Annotated in this window: 12 protein-coding genes; 8 read left to right on the forward strand and 4 right to left on the reverse strand. The window is 67.4% G+C overall.

Annotated features, from left to right (window positions below; all coding sequences use genetic code 11):
* Nucleotide 1 precedes the first annotated feature (1 nt).
* Genes IPI67_20340 through IPI67_20360 form a run of 5 tightly spaced genes read left to right on the forward strand, consistent with a single transcriptional unit; the run spans nucleotide 2 to nucleotide 10,150 of the window.
* A complete protein-coding gene (locus IPI67_20340) occupies nucleotides 2–3,100 on the forward strand; it encodes an efflux RND transporter permease subunit (protein MBK7582533.1) in 3,099 nt (1,032 codons plus the stop codon).
* Nucleotides 3,101–3,149: 49 nt separating this feature from the next.
* A complete protein-coding gene (locus IPI67_20345; protein ID MBK7582534.1) occupies nucleotides 3,150–3,860 on the forward strand; it encodes an NAD(P)-binding protein in 711 nt (236 codons plus the stop codon).
* Nucleotides 3,857–6,043, forward strand: coding sequence for a cytochrome c3 family protein (locus IPI67_20350; protein ID MBK7582535.1), 2,187 nt, complete (start codon nucleotides 3,857–3,859; stop codon nucleotides 6,041–6,043). Before IPI67_20345 ends, IPI67_20350 begins: the two co-directional genes overlap by 4 nt.
* A gap of 12 nt (nucleotides 6,044–6,055) precedes the next feature.
* Nucleotides 6,056–7,702: a NapC/NirT family cytochrome c gene (locus IPI67_20355; protein MBK7582536.1), complete on the forward strand. Its 1,647-nt coding sequence runs from the start codon at nucleotides 6,056–6,058 to the stop codon at nucleotides 7,700–7,702.
* A gap of 9 nt (nucleotides 7,703–7,711) precedes the next feature.
* Complete coding sequence (locus tag IPI67_20360) at nucleotides 7,712–10,150, forward strand: cytochrome c3 family protein (GenBank protein MBK7582537.1); 2,439 nt, start codon at nucleotides 7,712–7,714, stop codon at nucleotides 10,148–10,150.
* A gap of 93 nt (nucleotides 10,151–10,243) precedes the next feature.
* On the opposite strand, the gene IPI67_20365 is transcribed toward IPI67_20360, so the two are convergent.
* Nucleotides 10,244–11,167 (reverse strand): ribose-phosphate pyrophosphokinase, encoded by a 924-nt coding sequence (locus IPI67_20365; protein ID MBK7582538.1) that lies wholly within the window; start codon nucleotides 11,165–11,167, stop codon nucleotides 10,244–10,246.
* Nucleotides 11,168–11,243: 76 nt separating this feature from the next.
* Between IPI67_20365 and IPI67_20370 the strand changes: the two genes are divergently transcribed.
* On the forward strand, nucleotides 11,244–12,590 hold the full coding sequence (locus IPI67_20370) for a hypothetical protein (protein MBK7582539.1): 1,347 nt from the start codon (nucleotides 11,244–11,246) through the stop codon (nucleotides 12,588–12,590).
* A gap of 427 nt (nucleotides 12,591–13,017) precedes the next feature.
* On the opposite strand, the gene IPI67_20375 is transcribed toward IPI67_20370, so the two are convergent.
* Nucleotides 13,018–14,196, reverse strand: a complete 1,179-nt coding sequence (locus tag IPI67_20375; protein MBK7582540.1) for a hypothetical protein — start codon at nucleotides 14,194–14,196, stop codon at nucleotides 13,018–13,020.
* A gap of 198 nt (nucleotides 14,197–14,394) precedes the next feature.
* Between IPI67_20375 and IPI67_20380 the strand changes: the two genes are divergently transcribed.
* Nucleotides 14,395–14,571 carry a YdcH family protein gene (locus tag IPI67_20380; protein ID MBK7582541.1) on the forward strand — a complete coding sequence of 59 codons (177 nt, stop codon included), beginning with the start codon at nucleotides 14,395–14,397 and terminating at the stop codon, nucleotides 14,569–14,571.
* Between the two features lie 71 nt (nucleotides 14,572–14,642).
* On the opposite strand, the gene IPI67_20385 is transcribed toward IPI67_20380, so the two are convergent.
* Both IPI67_20385 and IPI67_20390 read right to left on the reverse strand, forming a co-directional pair.
* Nucleotides 14,643–15,155, reverse strand: a complete 513-nt coding sequence (locus IPI67_20385; protein ID MBK7582542.1) for a hypothetical protein — start codon at nucleotides 15,153–15,155, stop codon at nucleotides 14,643–14,645.
* 166 nt (nucleotides 15,156–15,321) lie between these two features.
* On the reverse strand, nucleotides 15,322–15,951 hold the full coding sequence (locus tag IPI67_20390; GenBank protein ID MBK7582543.1) for a tRNA (guanine-N7)-methyltransferase: 630 nt from the start codon (nucleotides 15,949–15,951) through the stop codon (nucleotides 15,322–15,324).
* Between the two features lie 36 nt (nucleotides 15,952–15,987).
* Between IPI67_20390 and IPI67_20395 the strand changes: the two genes are divergently transcribed.
* On the forward strand, nucleotides 15,988–18,018 hold the full coding sequence (locus tag IPI67_20395) for a hypothetical protein (protein ID MBK7582544.1): 2,031 nt from the start codon (nucleotides 15,988–15,990) through the stop codon (nucleotides 18,016–18,018).
* Nucleotides 18,019–18,026 lie beyond the last annotated feature (8 nt).

The raw sequence follows: 18,026 nt of genomic DNA on the forward strand, positions 1-18,026 counted from the left end.
GATGATTGGCCGTCTCGCGCGCCTGGTCGTCGAGTACCCGCTCCTGACCATCCTGGGTGTGTTGGCCCTGATCGTCGTCGGCGTCCGCAGCTACCAGACGCTGCCCATCGATGCCGTGCCTGACCTGACCAACGTGCAGGTACAGGTCCTGACCAGCGCCCCCGGCCTTTCACCCACGGAGGTCGAGCGACTGGTCACCCAGCCGGTCGAGGTGGCGATGACCGGTGTGCCTCACGTCACGCGCATCCGTTCGGTGTCGCGCTCTGGCGTCAGCGCGGTCACGCTGGTGTTCGACGACGCCACCGAGCTCAGCGCGGCGCGCGAGCTGGTCGCGCAGCGCCTGCCCGCGGCGCGCGAGGTGATCCCACCAAGTGCGGGCCGCCCGGAGCTCGGGCCCCTGACCACCAGCCTGGGTGAGGTCTACCACTTCACCGTGCGCTGGCCCGGTCACTCGCTGCGCGAGATCCGCATGCTGCTCGACTGGGACATCGCCTACAGGCTGCGCTCGGTGCCGGGCGTGGTCGAGGTCAACTCGTGGGGCGGCGACACGCGGCAGATCGAGGTGCGCCTCGAGGAGCGCTCGCTGCTTGCGAACGGCGTGACCGCCGAGATGGTCGAAGAGGCCGTGCTCGGCGCCGGGCAGAACGTCAGCGCAGGCTTCGTGGAGCGCAGCGAGGAGGGCACCTTCGTCCGCGCCGAGGCCTCGTACCGCACCCGAGAGGACGTGGCGCGGCAGGTGGTGACGACGCGAGGCAAGAACGGCGCGACCCGTCCCGTGCTGGTGCAGGACGTCGCGAACGTGGTCGATGGCAGTGCGCCGCGCTTCGCCGCTGCGACCGCAGATGGCAAGGGCGAGACCGTCTACACGATGGTGCAGATGATCGCGGGCGGGAACGCGCATCAGGTCGTCGCCCGGGTCAAGGATCGGCTCTCGGAGATCGAGAAGAGCCTGCCGGAAGGCGCGGTGATCGAGCCCTTCTACGACCGATCGGCGTTCGTCGACGAGGTGCTGGGCACGGTGAAGAAGAACCTGCTCGAGGGCGGCGCCATCGTGGCGCTGGTGCTCCTGGTGATGCTGGGTCACCTGCGCGCAGGGCTCGTGGTCGCCTCGGTGATCCCGCTGTCGATGCTCGGCGCCTTCATCCTGATGCGCTACTTCGGTGTGAGCGGGAACCTGCTCAGCCTGGGCGCCATCGACTTCGGTCTGGTGGTCGACGGCTCCGTGGTGGTCATCGAAGGCGCCCTGGCCGCGATGGCCACGCATCATCTCTCGGGCAAGCAAGCCATGGGGCGCGTCGCCGGCGAGATGGGGCGGGCGGTGACCATGGCGGTGCTCATCATCGCCATCGTGTATGCGCCGGTGCTCCTGCTCGAGGGCGTGGAGGGCAAGATGTTCCGGCCCATGGCGCTCACCGTGCTGTTCGCCCTGGGGGTCGCGCTGATCCTGACCTTCACCTGGGTGCCGGCCGTTGGCGGCCTGTTGCTCACGGGCGCGCACCATGACGAGCCACGCATCGTCAGGTGGCTCAAGCGCGTCTACCATCCCGTGGTCAGCGCGCTGGTGGACCGCTGGAAGCTCGCCGCAGCCGGCGTGGCCACGCTGGTCCTCGCGGGCTTTCTCGTCGCCGCGACGCGGGGCGCCGAGTTCGTGCCGCGGCTCGAGGAGGGTGACCTCGCGATCCAGGTCACGCGACCGCCAAGCGTCACGCTCGCCGAGGCGACGCGCGGCACGACCGCGATCGAACAGGTGTTGATGCGCTACCCGGAGGTGGAAAGGGTCGTGAGCCGCACCGGCAGCCCCGACGTCGCGACGGACGTGATGGGCCCCGAGCAGAGCGACGTGCTCGTGATCTTGAAGCCGCGCAAGGAGTGGAAGACCGCGAAGGACGCCGCCGGGTTCGCCGAGGTGCTCGGTCCCGAGCTGGACAAGGCGCTGCCCGGCGCGGCGTTCGGCTTCACGCAGCCCATCGAGATGCGCGTGGACGAGCTGATTGGCGGCGTGAAGGCCGACGTGGGCGTGAAGATCTTCGGTCACGACCTGGGCAAGCTCCGCACGGTCGCCGAGGAGCTGTCGCAGGTCATCAGCGCCACGCGCGGCGCGGCAGACGTGCGCGTGGAGCCGATGAGTGGGCTCAGCATGTTGACCCTGACGCCGGATACCCGAGAGATGGGGCGCCGCGGGGTCCGCTCGTCGGAGCTCACTGCGTTCATCGAGACGCTGAGGACCGGGCGGCATGCAGGTCACCTGATCGAAGGTGAGCGTCGCTTCGACGTGATGTTGCGGGCGAATGCCGTCCCGACTGCCGACGACGGTCCCATCCAGCGCGTACGCGTGCCGCTCGCAGAGGGTCGCTCCGTCCTGCTCGGCGACGTGACCCGCGTCTCGATGTCGGACGGTCCCGCTCAGGTGAGCCGCGAGCAAGGCCGGCGGCGCGTGCTGATCGAGGTGAACGTGCGAGGGCGCGACCTGGCGAGCTTCGTGCAAGAGCTACGCTCGCGCATCGATGCCGTGAAGTTGCCGCCGGGCTACTACGTGGAGTTCGGCGGCGAGTACGAGAACCTGGCTAGCGCCACCGCGCGGCTGGCCGTGGTGGTGCCGCTGACGCTGGGGGTGGTGCTCGTGCTGCTGTACCTGGCCTTCGGCTCGATCCGCCCGGCGCTGCTCATCTTCGTCAACGTGCCCGCGGCGGCGACGGGTGGGTTCGTGGCGCTTGCGCTCCGCGGGTTCGAGCTGAGCGTGAGCGCGGCAGTGGGGTTCCTCGCGCTGTTCGGCGTGGCGACGCTGAACGGCGTGGTGTTGCTCGCGTCCGTGCGGAATCGACAGCTGCACGGCGACGACACGCGCGACGCGGTGCTGGGCGCGGCCGACGAGCGTGTGCGACCGGTGCTGGTCACTGCCCTGGTGGCGGCCCTGGGCTTCGTCCCCATGGCCATCGCCACCGGCACCGGTGCCGAGGTGCAGCGCCCACTCGCGACGGTCGTGATCGGCGGGCTGGTCACCGCTTCGCTGGTCACGCTGCTGGCGCTGCCCGCGCTCTACGTGCGCTTCGGGGGCAAGCCCGAGGCAGTGGACGGGGGCGAGGTCGAAGCGCCGGGGTGACCCCGGAGCGAACACCGACGTCGGTGGGGGCGAGCTTGGCCGAGCGGACATCGGCATCGTCGGCGCCGGCTTCGCTGGCCTGGTGTGCGCCGATCGCCTCGCGGCCAAGGGTGTCGCGGCCACGCTGCACGAAGCGGCAGACCGCGTGGGCGGGCGCGCGCGGCCGCGTCGCTCGGGACGCGTGCTCGGGGTGTCGGTCGACGGTCTCCCGCGCACCGGCGGTTCGAATCCGGGACGGTCACATGATCCGACGGCATGCGCGCACTGCGGTGCGAGCTCCGGGAGGCCGACACGCCCACGCTGCGCGGTGCTCGTTCTCACTGGCGACGTCGAACAGCCTACGCGACCGAAGTTTGGTCAGCGGGCTGACCGCTCGCGACGTGGCGCAGGTGTGCCCGGTGGCGGCAGAACGCGCCGCAGCGCGCACGTCTTGCGGGGCGCGCCCGGGCCGTTGCACAATCTGCGGCGGCTGCCGATGGATCCGCAAGTGTTGCGCGATGTGCCCCGTCGATTGGGGCCGAAGGGGCACAATCGCGGCTGGGTAAAGAGGCACGCGCCTTGCGTGAATTGCGCGGCAGGAAGCAAGCGGCGAGGCGAGAAGCGTGATGACCCTGGCGATGTCCCGAGCGTGCGCGGACGGTATGCACGCCGTTCGAGACAAGCGCCTACCACCTGTGGCAAAAGGCCGTCCGAAGCGCCGCGAATTTCCGAGGGGGTCTTGCACCTGCCGCCACTGAGTTCGGCAGGAGGTAGACCTTGAGCGACGAAACCAATCCCGATACAGAACCCACGCCTCCGGGCCCCACGGCCGACGCTCCCACGCGCCGCCCGTGGTGGACGTCCCGTGGGGTGTGGGCGCTCGTCGCCGTCGTGCTACTCGCCGCCGCCAGCTCGGCCGGTGCGTGGAAGCTGGATCGCATCGCCAAGGACCCGAAGTTCTGCGACTCCTGTCACATCGAGTCGACGCGGAACGCCCACGACAGCGCGCACAACGGGCAACGCTGCACGGACTGTCACGCGAACCGCTTCGAGGAGAACGTTCGCCAGTGGACGTACTCGTTGTGGTCCAAGACCAAGACGACACCGCACGGGAAATTCGACAAGACCACATGCAAGAAGTGTCACACGAACGGCAACAGCGAGTCGTGGCACATGGCGCGGAGCCTCGGGCACGCCAAACACGTGCTCAAATCGGAAGACCCGCTCGAGTGCTTCGACTGTCATGCCTGGAAAGAGCATCGGTCCGACCCCGATCCCGCAACGTGCGGCAAGTGCCATGACGACATAAAGGTGTTCGGGCAACACCGGCTCGAGGGTCGAAAGGAGAAGATCAGCTGCACTTCATGCCACAACTACCTGGCCAAGGTCGGCGGTGGCGCCCAGACTCCGTCGCACGACTGCCGTCGCTGTCACGGCGGCGTCGCGAAGAGTGAACGCAGCCAGCGCTTCGCGGAGGTCATCGAGGCCAAGGGCATCCCGCCCTCACAGATTCACGGCAACCTGAAGGCCTGCAGCCTGTGTCACAGCCCTCACGAGGAGGACCCCAAGAAGCGGTCCAAGGGCGCCGAGTGCTCGCGCTGCCACGTCAAGATCCCCGGCGAGTACCACCACGAGAAACAGCCCGAGAAGTTCAACTGCGACTCCTGCCACGAAGCGCACGGCGAGCGCGAAGACCTCCGCAAGGGCTGCCACAAGTGCCACGAGCAGCAGGCCAAGCAGACGAAGACGGTCGCCGCACGCCACGACCGCTGCTCCGAGTGCCACAAGGCTCACGAGTTCAAGGCGACGTTCGCGGGTTGCCGCGAGTGCCACGCCGACCAGGTGACGATGCTGGCGGGCTGGAAGAGCGAGACGCACGCCGAGTGCACCAACTGCCACAAGCCCCACAGCACGCGTGAGGAGGACACCACCTGCGCCAAGTGCCACAAGAAGCCTGGCCACGAGCACAAGTCCTGCACGACGTGTCACGACGCGCATCAGTCCAAGACCGAGGTCAAGACCTGCGGCAGTTGCCACGAGAGGCAGGCTCACGCGGCGGCTCGTGCTCCCGCCAAGCACCGCGCGGGAGCCTGCTTCACGTGTCACCAACCACACGCCATGGCCGGCACCGGCGCGGTCTGCAAGAAGTGCCACGCGAAGGAGTCGCAGAGCGTCGTCGCTGCCAGGATCGACAAACACACGCGCTGCTCCAGCTGTCACCAGACTCACGCTTTTTCGGCGGACGTCGAGGTCTGCCGCTCGTGCCACCAGAACCCAACGACGGGCGCGCACACCGGCAAATGCAACGACTGCCATCAGGCCCACGGCCCACCGCTCGGGCAGGCCGCGTCGTGCCGGAACTGCCACAAGGAAGTCGCGCAACCCGCCGGCAAACACGCCCAATGCAACACCTGCCACAAGGGCTCGCACGGCGCCGTGAAGGCCCAGGCCTGCAGCACGTGCCATGCCTCGCAGAACACGTCGGTTCAGCTCTGGGGTCCGCGTTCGCACGAGAACTGCACGCAGTGTCACCAGACGCACAACCCCGCGAGCCCGAAGCCCTGCGGTCAGTGCCACAAGAAGGAAGAGCAAAAGGTCCAGCGCACCAAGCACTTGTGTACGTCGTGCCACGATGCCCATCAGCCGCCGCGACAACTGTGGACGGCCTGCGCGAAGTGCCACACCACTCAAGCCGCGGCGGTCAAGGCCCGAGGGGCCAAACACTCCGCATGCAATTCCTGCCATCAGCCGCACGACGCAACGGCCCCGACTTGTGCCTCGTGCCACAAGTCACTGCCGCGAGCCCACGCCGAAAAAGGCCACGAGAAGTGCACGGACTGTCACGACACCCACCGCAACAAGAACCCAACGCGGAGCGACTGTCTGAAGTGCCACACGACCCGCGCCAACCACTTCCCCGATGCCCAGCGTTGCTACGGGTGTCACCTGTTCAACAGCAAGTGAGGAACTCGTGAGATGACGACGCCGACCCCTCCCCCGTCCTCTGCACCGGCAGCCGCGAAGGCCCCGGAACCCTCGTCTCCCAAGTCGGCAGGTCCGAAGTCAGCCCGTCCCGCTCGGCCGCCGCTCTACTTCAACATCGTGAGCCACATCGGCGGCTTGATCGTGGTTCTCGCCGCCATCCTCATCGCCATCTCTATGGTCGTGGAGGTCCGGTCCGGCGCCCTCAATCCCTACGTCGGCATCTTCACCTACATGGTGTTTCCCGGAGTCCTCGCCTCGGGGGCGGTGCTCTTCCTGTTGGGCATGCGCTGGGAGGCCGGGCGAAGGCGCAAGCTCGAGAGCCTCGCGACGCTGCCGTATCCGCGGATTGATCTGAACGACGGCCGACAGCGAAGGATCTTCGCGTTCTCGAGCGTCGGCGGCGTCGTCGTCGCAACGCTGATGGTGTGGGCCAGCTACCAGGGGTTCCACTTCACCGAGTCGGTGTACTTCTGCGGGCAGGTCTGCCACGTGCCGATGCGGCCCGAGTTCGTCGCCTACTCCGACTCGGCTCACGCGCGGGTGCCATGCACCGAGTGTCACGTCGGGGAAGGCGCGGGCTGGTACGTGCGCTCGAAGCTCTCCGGCGTCCGCCAGGTGCTCGCCGTCGCGACGAACAAGTACGCTCGCCCGATCCCGACGCCGATCGCCCATCTGCGTCCGGCCCGAGAGACCTGCGAGCGCTGCCACTGGCCGGAGAAGTTCTTCGGCGCCAAGCTGCTGCAACTCCCTCACTTTCGGTACACCGAGAACAACGAACCGGAGCAGATCTCGCTGACGCTCAAGACGGGCGGCGGCGCCAAGTCACACGGCCAAAGCCAGGGGATTCACTGGCACATGCTGGTGAGCAACGAGGTCACTTACGCCGCCGCGGACGATAAACTTCAGGTCATTCCCTGGACGAAGGTCAAACACGCCGACGGCAAGGAGACCGTCTACATCGCCAAGAAGACCAAGCTGTCGCCGGCGGCGATCGACGCGCTTCCGCGTCGCAAGATGGACTGCATGGATTGCCACAATCGGCCCGCCCACGACTTCCCCACGCCAGACTCGGGCGTGGACGAGGCGCTGCTCAAGGGTCGAATCCCGGCGGATTTGCCCTGGATCAAGAAGGCAACCGTCGAGGCCCTGTTCCGCGTCTATCCGAGTCGGCAAGCCGCCCACGACGGCATCGGGCAGTACATCATCGACTACTACAAGAAGGAAAAGCCGGAAGTCCTCGAGCAGCGCCGCAAAGACGTCGACACGGCCATCGAGGTCGCCAAGACGCTCTACGACCGCGGCGTGTTCCCTGACATGAAGGTCGACTGGCAGACCTATCCGAAGAACCTCGGCCACCGCTACTGGGCGGGTTGTTTCCGCTGCCACGACGGCAAGCACGTTTCGGCGGACGGCAAGGTGCTGGCCAACGATTGCGAATCCACTTGTCACACCGCGCCGGTGCGCGGGTCGGTGACCGAGCTCGGCGCGGTGGACCCCAAGGCTCAGCCGAATTGGCATCCGTGGGAGATGCCAAAAGAGCATCTCGACGTCGAGGGTCACGACACCGTCAAGTGCCACGCCTGCCACAACGCAGGGCAGCGGCCGAGCAAAGAGTGTGACGACTGCCACGAGAAGTGAGAGGCCCCGATGAAAGCCAAGCTGTTCTTCCTGGCCGCCCTGTGCTGGGCGCTCGTGTTCGCCACTCAGGCGCTGATGGGCTGTGGGCGCAGCAAGCCCCTACGGCCCGCGCCGCCCGCCGAGAAACCCGCCGCCGATCCTCGGCCACCGCTCGAGACTCATCCGGACAAGATCCTCGAAGCGCTCAAGGACTCGGTGCACGCCAAGCTGGACTGCTCGGACTGCCACGCGCCACCGAAGGGCGACGTCAAGCCTGGTGACGTCGGCAAGGGCGAGTGCAGCTCTTGCCACGAAGAGGAGGCCGCCTCGTACGCGTCGACGATTCACGCCACCAAATTCAAGGAGGGGAAGGAAGAGGCCGCGACCTGCGAAGACTGCCACGGCGTGCATGACGTGCGCGCGCCTTCGGACGAGAAGTCGACCGTGTCCGTGGGCAACACGCCGCTCACCTGCGGCAAGTGCCACGAGAACCCGGAGCTCGCGAAGAAGCTCGGGATCAAGCAGCCACGGGCCGTGCGCAGCTTCGTGGAGAGTATCCACGGCAAGGCCCTGCTCGCCGGCGGCCTGGTCGTGGCTCCGTCGTGCGCGGATTGCCACGGCAAAGCTCACAAGCTGTTCGCAGCCGAGGACCCGCGATCGAGCGTGAACAAGTTCAACGTCGTCGGCACCTGCGGGCAGTGCCACACGGGCCCACGCCGCGAGTTCGAGAAAGGTGTCCACGCCCGGGCACTGGAAGAAGAGGCCGAGAAAGCCGGGCGAAAGGTCGACTACGAGTTCCGTACCAAGGCCATTCGCGCGAAGGCGCTCGACAGGGGCGCGCGCGAAAGGAAGAAGGCCCCGATCGATCCTGCGGCGAAGCCAGGGGCCGACAAGGGCGGGGCGGCCGGAGAACCCGCAGCAGCGAAGGCGGCGCCCAGCGCTGCGAAGCCGGACCCCACCCAGCCGGGGGCGGCCAAAGCGCCGGTCGCCAAGGACGCCCTTGCTCCAGGCGCCTCGGGTTCGGCCGCTTCGCAGGCGCCGCCGCCGTCACCGGCGCCCGCCGCGAGCGCAGCGCCAAAGGCGACCCCGGGAGCGCCCGACGAGAAGAAGGCCGAGGCTCCCACCTGTCCCACGTGCCACACGGCGCACGAGATTATCGAGCCGGGGGCGCGCTTCAAGCTGGCCGAGGACCGCATCTGCGGCGAGTGCCACAAGGATCGGACGGCGCGCTACCGCGAGACGTACCACGGTCGCGCCCACGACCTCGGGGACGTGGTGGTGGCCGCTTGCCACGATTGCCACGGCTCCCACGAAATCTGGGCGTCGAAGGAGCCAGCCTCCACGCTGTCGGACGGAAACAGGCTCGGCACGTGCCAGAAGTGTCACGTCGGTGCGCCCGCCAACTTCGCTGGCTTCCTGTCGCACGCCGACCACAATGACCGTCAGCACTACCCGCGGTTGTACTGGGCCTTCATCGGCATGACCGCGCTGCTCGTGGGCACATTCGGCTTCTTCGGCATCCACAGCCTGCTCTGGCTGATGCGCTCGCTGGTCGAGCGCTTCAGGGATCCCGTCGCCTTCAAGGAGACCAAGCGCCGCGTCCGCGAGGAAAAGGGAGCCCGCCTGTACCGGCGCTTCCGGCCCATCGATCGCTTCGTGCATGTGCTGGTGATCGTCAGCTTCACGCTGCTGGTCATGACCGGCATGCCGCTGAAGTTCCATGAAAAGGCCTGGGCCCACGCGTTCTTCGACCAGATCGGCGGCGCCTCGGTCGCGGCCGCCGTACATCGTTTTGCTGCCATCGTCACGCTCACCTACTTCGTGCTGCACATCGGCAGCTTGATCGTCCTCGTGCGGCGCAATCGCCAGAAGTACTTGAACGATGAGGGCGCGTTCAGCCTGAGGAAGTTCCTGGCACTGGCTTTTGGTCCCGACTCACCGTTCCCGCGCTGGCAGGACGCCAAGGACCTCCTCGGGCACATGAAGTGGTTCTTCGGCCGCGGGCCCAAACCCAAGTTCGACCGCTTCACGTACTGGGAGAAGTTCGATTACATGGCGGTGTTCTGGGGCGTCACGGTCATTGGTCTCTCGGGGTTGATGCTCTGGTACCCGGCGTTCTTCACGCGATTCCTGCCAGGTTGGTCGATCAACATCGCTCACATCGTGCACAGCGACGAGGCGCTCCTGGCCGCCGGCTTCATCTTCACGTTCCACTTCTTCAACAGCCACTTCCGCCCCGAAAAGTTCCCTTACGACGCGGTCATGTTCTCGGGGCACATCACGGAAGAGGAGCTCAAGCACGAGCGGGCCGCGCAGTACGAGCGCATGACCGCCGCGGGCGAGCTGGAGAACCACAAACAGCTGGGCGAGTGGGCTCAGTGGAAGCTCATCGTCAACATCTTCGGCGCGGCCGCCATCGTGCTGGGGTTGGCCCTGGCTGCGACGATCTTCTGGGCTGTGTTGCACTGAGCCGCGTGAGCAGTCCCAGACCGAAGGCGACAAGAACCGAAATCGTCTGCCCCAGCTGCGAGCCTGCGGCTCGCCCGCGTCGAGCCCGGGCGCTCAGCAGCGCGCCACGGCGCTCACCAATAGACCCACCACGCTCACCACATGCTCCTCCTCCAGCTTCAGGCTCGACGGATGCGAGTCTGTGCCGAGCACGCTGTCGAGCAGCCCCGAAGACCTCAGTTCGTCGAGTGAGTCACCGGGCAAGACCAGGTGGCTGGCGATGGCGTGCACTTTCGTCGCGCCCGCGTCGAGGTAGGCTCGCGCTGCCTGCAGCAACGAGCCGCCCGTGCGGATCATGTCGTCGTAGATCATCACCTCGCGCCCGCGCACGTCGGCGTTGACACCCGTCACAGCCAGGTCCCCGGAGGCCGAATCCCGGCGCTTGTAGACGAAAGCTGGCTCTACATCCAGCTCGTGCGCGAGGCTCTGCACCCACTTGGCCCGGCCCGCATCCGTCGCACCGAGCACGTAGTCGCGCCCCTGCATCGCGCGCTTCACCGCCTCGGTCACGATCGGCGCGCCGTAGACATGGTGCGTGACGTGGGCGTCCCCGAAATAGAACTCGATGCCATCGGTGTGAAGGTCGAACAGGAACACACGCGTGCCGGCCTCGCAGGGCGGGATCGCCGAGATCAATCGGGCCCGCGTCTTCGCCGTCACGACTTCCCCGGGCAGCACGGCGCGCTCCATGGTCGCGTAGCCGAAATACGGCATCACGATGGACAGCGAGCGCGCGCCCGCCCGCGAGATTGCGCAGCCCAGATCGTAGACCTCGAGCCAGTCGAGATCTGTCGGGGTGCCGCCCAGCAAAACCACGTCTCGCCCCCACACGTCGCACGCGATTCGGCGATACCGCTCGCCGTCGGGAAAGGCTCGCTGTTCGATCTCGCCGCGCTCATAGCCGCCCGCGGCCAAGAAGCGCTGCTCGAGATAGGCGTAGGTGGAGGTCGCGAGCAGAAGCGATCGGTCGTTCGACATCGGCCGAACGCTACACCCCCACGCCGCTCCGTCACGCCCCGTTCCTCAACCGGGGCAAACCCGGTAAGCTGAGCGCATGCGCTTGGCACGGCTCTCGATTCCCGCGTTCTTCCCGCTGCTGGTCTGGGCGTGTGGCAGCGATGAGTCGAACGGGGGCGCGGGCGGAGGCGGCGGCCTCGCGAGCGGCGGAGCCGCGGGCGCCACTGGCGGCGTTGCCGGCTCGAGCGGCGGCGGCTCCGGCGGCGGTGCAGCAGGCAGCGGCGCGACCGGCGGGGGCGCCACGGGCGGCGCGGGAGGGAGCGCAGGTGCAGGGGACGCGGGCTGCGATCCGAAGCCGCCGGCGAGCGACGGCGGCCTGGGCTGCAATGCGACCAGCGGGGCCGGCGCGCCGCTGCCCACCTGCAGCGCGGCGAGCCCCTGCACCAAGTATCTGGCCACTTACACAGCACCGATCACCACTCCCACGGACGTCCCGGTCTGCAAGACCACCAACGCCAAACACCCGAGCTTCGACGACGGCGCACCCGAGAGCCGGCCGGGCCTCGACGGCACGCAGCGCTACGCATGCACCTACTCCCCGACTCCGAGCAGCGCGTTGCCGCTGTTGGTCTATTTCCACGGCAGCGGTGGCGGTGCGGAGAATGTCTACGACACCTCGCTCCTGCGGCAGAAGGCCGAGAGCTTCGATCTGAGCGGCGATCCCCAGAAGCAGGGTTTCGTGCTCTTGAGCCTCCAAGCGCGAAACCTGCACTGGCCCACCACGAGCAATCAGGATGGCTCCAAGCACGACATCTACTATCGAGATCTCGGTAGTTGCTCCAGCAACCCAGATTTTGCGAACGCCGACGCATTCGTCGATGCCTGGGTATCGAGTGGCAAGGTCGACCCCAAGCGGATCTACGTCACCGGTTGGTCCAACGGCGGGCGCTTCGCGCAGTCCTACGCCATCGCTCGCCACGCGCAGCCCAGCCCCGGTGGCAATCGCGTCGCGGCAGCTGCCGTGTACTCCGGCGCGGATCCCTTCCACGACCCAAAAGTCGGCCAGACACCTTCTTGCCAGCTCTCTCCCTACCCGAAGAGCACCGTCCCGATCTTCATCGTCAGCGGCTGGTGCGACTTGATGCCGTGCGACGACGCGCAGGCGGCCGAACTGAGCAAGACCACCGAGCTTGCACCCGGCTCGACCATGTCGGGCTGGGTCGCTGACCTCTCGGCGAAGGTGGGGTCACCCACGGTCCAGTGGCTCAAGATCAAAGGCACCGGTGAGATCGTCACGTCGTGCATGCCCGCCGCCGCCTGCGGCAACTTGGTCGCGACGCTGATCCACACCGAATGGCCGGACGGCGTGGCCGGCACTGCGGGCGGTGTGATCGATCACGAGCCGGCGATGCTCGACTTCCTGCGCCAGCATCCGCTGCCTTGATGCGGGCCCCGAGCGGGAGGCCCACCGCCACCCTCACCCCGGTGCCGCTAGCCGAGCCGGTGCCGGGCGCCCCCGCCGCGCCCCGTGCTCCCGCTTCCGCCGCATCAGTTCGTGCATTCGAGCTTGGCGTAGACGCCTTCGACCTTGACTAGAGGTGTCCTACCGACCGTGCGCTCCATGCTGCTGCCGGTGTAACATGTCCCCGATGTTGCGTCTCGGAGCGGGTCTCGTGCTGCTCGTCGCGAGCCTGGGCGTGCGGAGAAGACCTTCGCGCCGCCATCGAGCGTGAGCTGCAGCGCCTGAGCGCCGAGGAACCCGGGTTACCGCCCGGAAGGGCCGCGGGCTGAGCCTGTGCTGTCACCCGCGGGACTGGATGCCCGCATGGTTGGGTCGACTACGAGCCTTGGTGCCGTGTTCGGCGAGCTCCCTACTTTGCCGCTGCCTTGGCCTGGGCCTCGGCCTTCTTGGCCAGGTCGTCGAGCGCCTGCTGCAGCTGAGCCCGAGTGTACGGCAGCTTGTCGATGGCGTCGTTCTCGGCTTTTCGCGCGCGCGCCAGCTTCGCCCGCGCGTCCTCGGCTTTGCTCACCCAGCCGGATTTTTCGCCGGTTCGCGCCGACATGCTGAGGGTGTGCTCCATCATCGACAGCGCCTTGTCGAGCAAGATGCTGTAGCGCAGGCGCATCGCCCCCTCGAACAGCTGCTGTTTCTTCTCGTTGTCGGCCTTGGGTTGCCGCACATCCATCAGATCTTCGTGCAGCTTGGCGTACAGCTCGCCCACCCGGAAACCGGACATCGCCGACCAGTGCGCGTCCTTCGCCCGCATCGTGTCCGAGTACGCCGACTGCGCGTCGAGCAAGAGCTGGCAGCGCTGCTCCAGCACCGCGCCGAAGTTCGACGGCAGCGGGTTGAACAAGATCTTCTCGGCTCGCGCGCGCCGCACCTCGCCGAGCGCGAAGTAGAGCTGCGCCACGTCCCGCGAGAGGGTGCCCGCGGCGTCCAGGCGGTGCTCTTCGACAATCGTGCGCGCCTTCTCGATGTTGTAGGTCGCGGCTTCGAGGTCGCCGGCTGCCACGAGCGCGAGCCCCTTGCCCCCGAACGCGACGATGCTCTCGATGTGATCGAGATCCGCGTAGCGGGTCAGCATCGCCGCCGAGGCCTCGCCACAGCGCTGCCAGCGCTCCAGAAAACACAACAGTCGGATGGCTCGTAACAACGACTCGCGAGAAAGTGCGTGTTTCGGAAAACGCGTCGTCACCTGCTCGAAGCGCTGAACGCTGGTCGTGCGATCGCCGGCCTGCTCGTGAGCCAGGCCGCCTTGATACAAAGCCTCGGCGGCCCGAGGACCGTCGGGGTCCAGGCGGTAGACCCGATCGAAGCCGTCGGCAGCGGCCTTCGCCTTGCCCAGACGCTGCGCCTCGACGGCCTTGGCGAACAGCTCGTCGATGTCCCCCTCGCTGCCGGGGGTAATCACGGTGCGGGCCAGCGTCACCCGCTCGGGGTCGGAGGAAGCCTGGCGTTCCGCAGACTTCGGAGTTGCTCCACCGGGTCGGGTCGCGGGGGCGCAGCCGATGACCGTCGCGAGTACCCCGTACACTGCAAGACGCATACTCGGTCTAGTGTAGCGCGAGCGCCGGAGGTTCCCCGGAAGATGCCGGAAATATCGGTTGACCCCTCGCACCGTGCCTTTACCTTGGATCCGTGGTCGAGATCGCGGCAGTGCGAAGCTCGCGTGGTGGGGGCATAGAAATCGCTGTCGTGTGTTGCATCGATCGTAACCAGGAGGTCAGAGCATATGGGTGAGTCGATGGCAGTGGACCGCCTCTTCAGTTTGGAGAAGGAACATCACGAGTTGAAGGACATGGTCCGCAGGCTCGAACGTCGCGCTTACTTGACGCCCACCGAGCAGCACCACATCGCAGAGCTGAAGAAACAAAAGCTCGCCGCGAAGGATCAGATCGCCGCGCTCAAACGCGACGTCTAGCCGGGCATCATCTCATCGCTTTCGAAGGAGCACCGCCGCGAGGCCCGCGCTCCTTCGCTTTTTTTGTGGCGTCAGAGCGGGACGCACTCGCCGGCCTGGCAGCTCAGGCCTTCGGAACAATCCTTGTTCGTATTGCACTTGCCGGGCGCAGGCGCTGGGGGCGGGGGCTCACCCGGGCCCTTCGTCGTTTCGGTCGCCGTCGAGCGGCTCTTGTCGAAGCGCTCACCGCCGCCGTAGACCTCTTGGTTCAGGTCGTTCAGCGCCTCGTCGAGCCTTTGTTTCCATTGTGCGCCGAGGCCACCTGGATGCTCTTGCTCGATGGCTTTGGCGACAGCGAGCCAGTGCCGCGCATCGGCCCGGAAGCCGAGCCGGTAGTCGGCCATGCCGCGCAGGTACGCGTAGCGTGCCTGGTCGGATAGCTCGAGGGAGTCCATGTCGGACTCGAGCACCCGGAAGATCGCCAGCGAGCGCTCGTACTCGTTCTCTTCGTAGAACCGCTGCCCCCGGTTCAGGTCCTCGCGATAGGTGGCGCAGCCGATCACGGACAGTGCGAGCGCCGACACAGCGAGCCAAGTGCGAATCACGCTGGCGAGCCTAGAGCAGTTTTTCGCCGGTGGTCACAGAAAATGCGTCGTGGCTGGGGTCCGCTGCGGGGACCCGAGGGGCGGACCGGGTTCGGGGCCAGGCGTCGAATCAGGCCGCCGAACCCCGGCCAGGGTCTTGGGAGCCCTCGGCTGGTGACGGGGAAATTCAGGCGGTCGGCGCGGCCGCGGGCAGCCGCCGCCAGCGCATTCGGACCACCGGGAGGCCGTCCTCGATCGCTCGGTGCTCCCTGGGGCTGCGCGCCGCATAGGGATTGTCCTCCACGCGGGGGCCATCACCCCACGGCTCGAAGCTCGGCTCGAGGGCGACCAGATCTTGGTAGGCCTGAGCGCGTTCGAGCACGTCCGTCTGCACAAAAAGCTCGCCGCCAGGGATCAGCAGTCGCGCAATCTCGCGACCCATCTCCAGGTTCAGCACGAGGCGTTTCAGGTGGCGTTTTTTCCACCAGGGATCGGGGAAGTGCAGGTAGACGATGCTCGCGCACGCGTCGGGAAACCGGCCCAGCGCCCAGCGAGCGTCTTCGGCAAAGACGCGCGCGCGCGGCGCGTATCCCAGCTTCGCCAGGCGGCGGTCGACGATGGTCGCCCATTTGCGGCGGATCTCCAGCCCGAGCATGCGCGCCTCGGGCACGGCGGCCAGGCGCTCCAGCAAGAACCCGCCGCGCCCCGGACCGATCTCTATTTCGATAGGGTTCGGCCCAGCCCCGACCAAGAGTCGCGGGTCGACGCGCTCGCCCTCCGGCAGACGCGGTGCATCGGCGTAGGGGTCGATCCGCATGGCCGCCGGATATCATGATCGAAGGCCCTTCCGACAATGCCATCTTCGCCTCTCACGCCGATCGCCCGCCGAGCGCTGCCGTGGCTGCCGTGGGCGGTGATTGCGCTGGGGCTCGGCGTGGTGGCATCACGAGCGATCTTGGCGGCCACCGGCGGCGAGCCAGGCGTGCCTCTCGACGACACGTACATTCATTTTCAGTACGCGCGCAGCTTCGCCGCCGGTCATCCGCTCGTGTACACGCCGGGGTCGTCGCCTACACCCGGCGCGACCAGTTTGCTGTGGCCTCTGGTGCTCAGCCCGTTCGTACGCCTCGGGTTCGATGGGGTGAACCTGATCTGGATCGCCTGGCTGCTCGGTTGGGTGAGCCTCTCGCTGCTCGCTCTCGAGACCTTTCGACTTGCGAACGGGCTGACGAGCCGCCCCATCGCTGCGGCGGCGGGGGCGATGGTGCCCGCCTTTGGTGGGCTGGTCTGGAGCGCGGGGAGCGGCATGGAGATCGTGCCGTTCGCGTGGCTGTTGGTGCTAGCCGCGCGCATGTCGGCGGAGTGGGTGGAGGCGGACCCAGCCCACACCGCGCGCAGACCCGGATGGCTCATCCTGGTGGCATGCCTGGCGCTGCTGATGCGCCCCGAAGGAGTGCTCGCTTCGATCATCGCGGCGGTTGCCTTCGGCGTTGGTAACAAGGGCCGCGCTCGGCTCTGGGGCCTCGCGCCGCTCTTGGGATTGCTGCTCGTGCCCGCATGCAACCGCTTGCTCACGGGGCAGTCGACCAGCACCACCGCCCTCGCCAAGTGGCTGCCGCTGAACCCGTATCATCAGGACTCGCGCCTGGGTTCGGCGATCTTCGCCAACATCGAGCTGCTGTTCGGCACACTCTTCGACGGGCGCATCTGGAGTGCGCTCTTTCTGCCGACCGGTGGGCGCTGGGTCGCATGGCTCGCGTTGCCGGCGTTGCTGTGGCTGTCGCTGCGCAAGAAGCGCATCACGCGTGGCAGCTTCGTGCTCTTGCTCGCCCTGGGCATGCTGATCCCCGCCAGCTTCGACTGCATGTTGTGCAACCGACTGCGTTACCTGTGGCCGTTCGCGCCGGCGTGGTTCATCGCCCTGGGCGCGCTCGCCGAGAGCTTCGGAACGGCAACCTTGCGCTTTGGCGAGGGCATGAAGCACGCAGGGCTCGCGCTCGCGGCGGGGTTCGTCGGGGCGTTCGCCGCACAGCTCTCGCCGTCCATCGATGATCTGGCGGCGAGCTCAAACGCGATCCGTGAGCAGCAGACGAGCCTCGGCCGCTGGGCAAAGGACAACCTCCCGGCGGACGCATTGATCGGCGTGAATGACACCGGGGCCATCGCCTATTTCTCGGGGCGGCGCACCTTCGACGTGGTCGGCCTGACCACCCGCAGCGAGCCGCGCTACTGGGCAGCCGGTGCCGGCTCGCGCTTCGAGCACTACGAACACATGCCGCGCGCCGAGCTGCCCACACACTTCATCGTCTATCCGGAGTGGATGGCCGTGCCCCCGTTGATGGGGCAAGAGCTGACGAGCCGAAGCGTCCGCGCGAGCATCCTCGGCGGCACCACCATGATCGCGTACGTCGCCGACTACGAGACCCTGGGCTCGGCCGACGCTCCGCGGGGTGAGCAGCTGGCCTCAGCTCGTGATCGTCTCGACGTCGCGGATCTCGAGAGTGAGTCGGGCCACGGCTACTCGCTCTTCTGGGCCACACAGCCCGAGAACCGAGTGCACGAGATGTTCGACCAGGACGGGCACCGTGCCGACGGCGGTCGCTCGGGGCGAACCCTCGAGCGCTTCACGCTCGACGTGGCGCCGGCAGGGCGGCTCGTCGCGAGGCTCAGCAGCGACAAACCGCTCGCACTGCCGGTGCAGATTGGTGGGCGGCAAGTCGGCAAGCTCGAGCTTCGCGGCGATGGAGACTGGGAAGAGCTAGCGCTGACTTTGCCGGCAGATTTGGCGGCGGGGCCGAGCCGGGTGGAGGTCGCTGCGCCGAGCGGCGAGAGCTTCACGAGCCTGCACTACTGGTCGTTCGTGGGCGGTCCGCCTCACCCGTAGCACGACTC

Source organism: Myxococcales bacterium (assembly GCA_016706225.1).
GTDB lineage: Bacteria > Myxococcota_A > Polyangia > Polyangiales > Polyangiaceae > JADJKB01.

Coding starts and splice junctions, on each gene's coding strand:
- IPI67_20365 (MBK7582538.1), bottom strand. CDS start 11,167: ATGTCGAACGACCGATCGCTTCTGCTCGCGACCTCCACCTACGCCTAT.
- IPI67_20395 (MBK7582544.1), top strand. CDS start 15,988: ATGCCATCTTCGCCTCTCACGCCGATCGCCCGCCGAGCGCTGCCGTGG.
- IPI67_20360 (MBK7582537.1), top strand. CDS start 7,712: ATGAAAGCCAAGCTGTTCTTCCTGGCCGCCCTGTGCTGGGCGCTCGTG.
- IPI67_20340 (MBK7582533.1), top strand. CDS start 2: ATGATTGGCCGTCTCGCGCGCCTGGTCGTCGAGTACCCGCTCCTGACC.
- IPI67_20375 (MBK7582540.1), bottom strand. CDS start 14,196: ATGCGTCTTGCAGTGTACGGGGTACTCGCGACGGTCATCGGCTGCGCC.
- IPI67_20355 (MBK7582536.1), top strand. CDS start 6,056: ATGACGACGCCGACCCCTCCCCCGTCCTCTGCACCGGCAGCCGCGAAG.
- IPI67_20370 (MBK7582539.1), top strand. CDS start 11,244: ATGCGCTTGGCACGGCTCTCGATTCCCGCGTTCTTCCCGCTGCTGGTC.
- IPI67_20380 (MBK7582541.1), top strand. CDS start 14,395: ATGGCAGTGGACCGCCTCTTCAGTTTGGAGAAGGAACATCACGAGTTG.
- IPI67_20390 (MBK7582543.1), bottom strand. CDS start 15,951: ATGCGGATCGACCCCTACGCCGATGCACCGCGTCTGCCGGAGGGCGAG.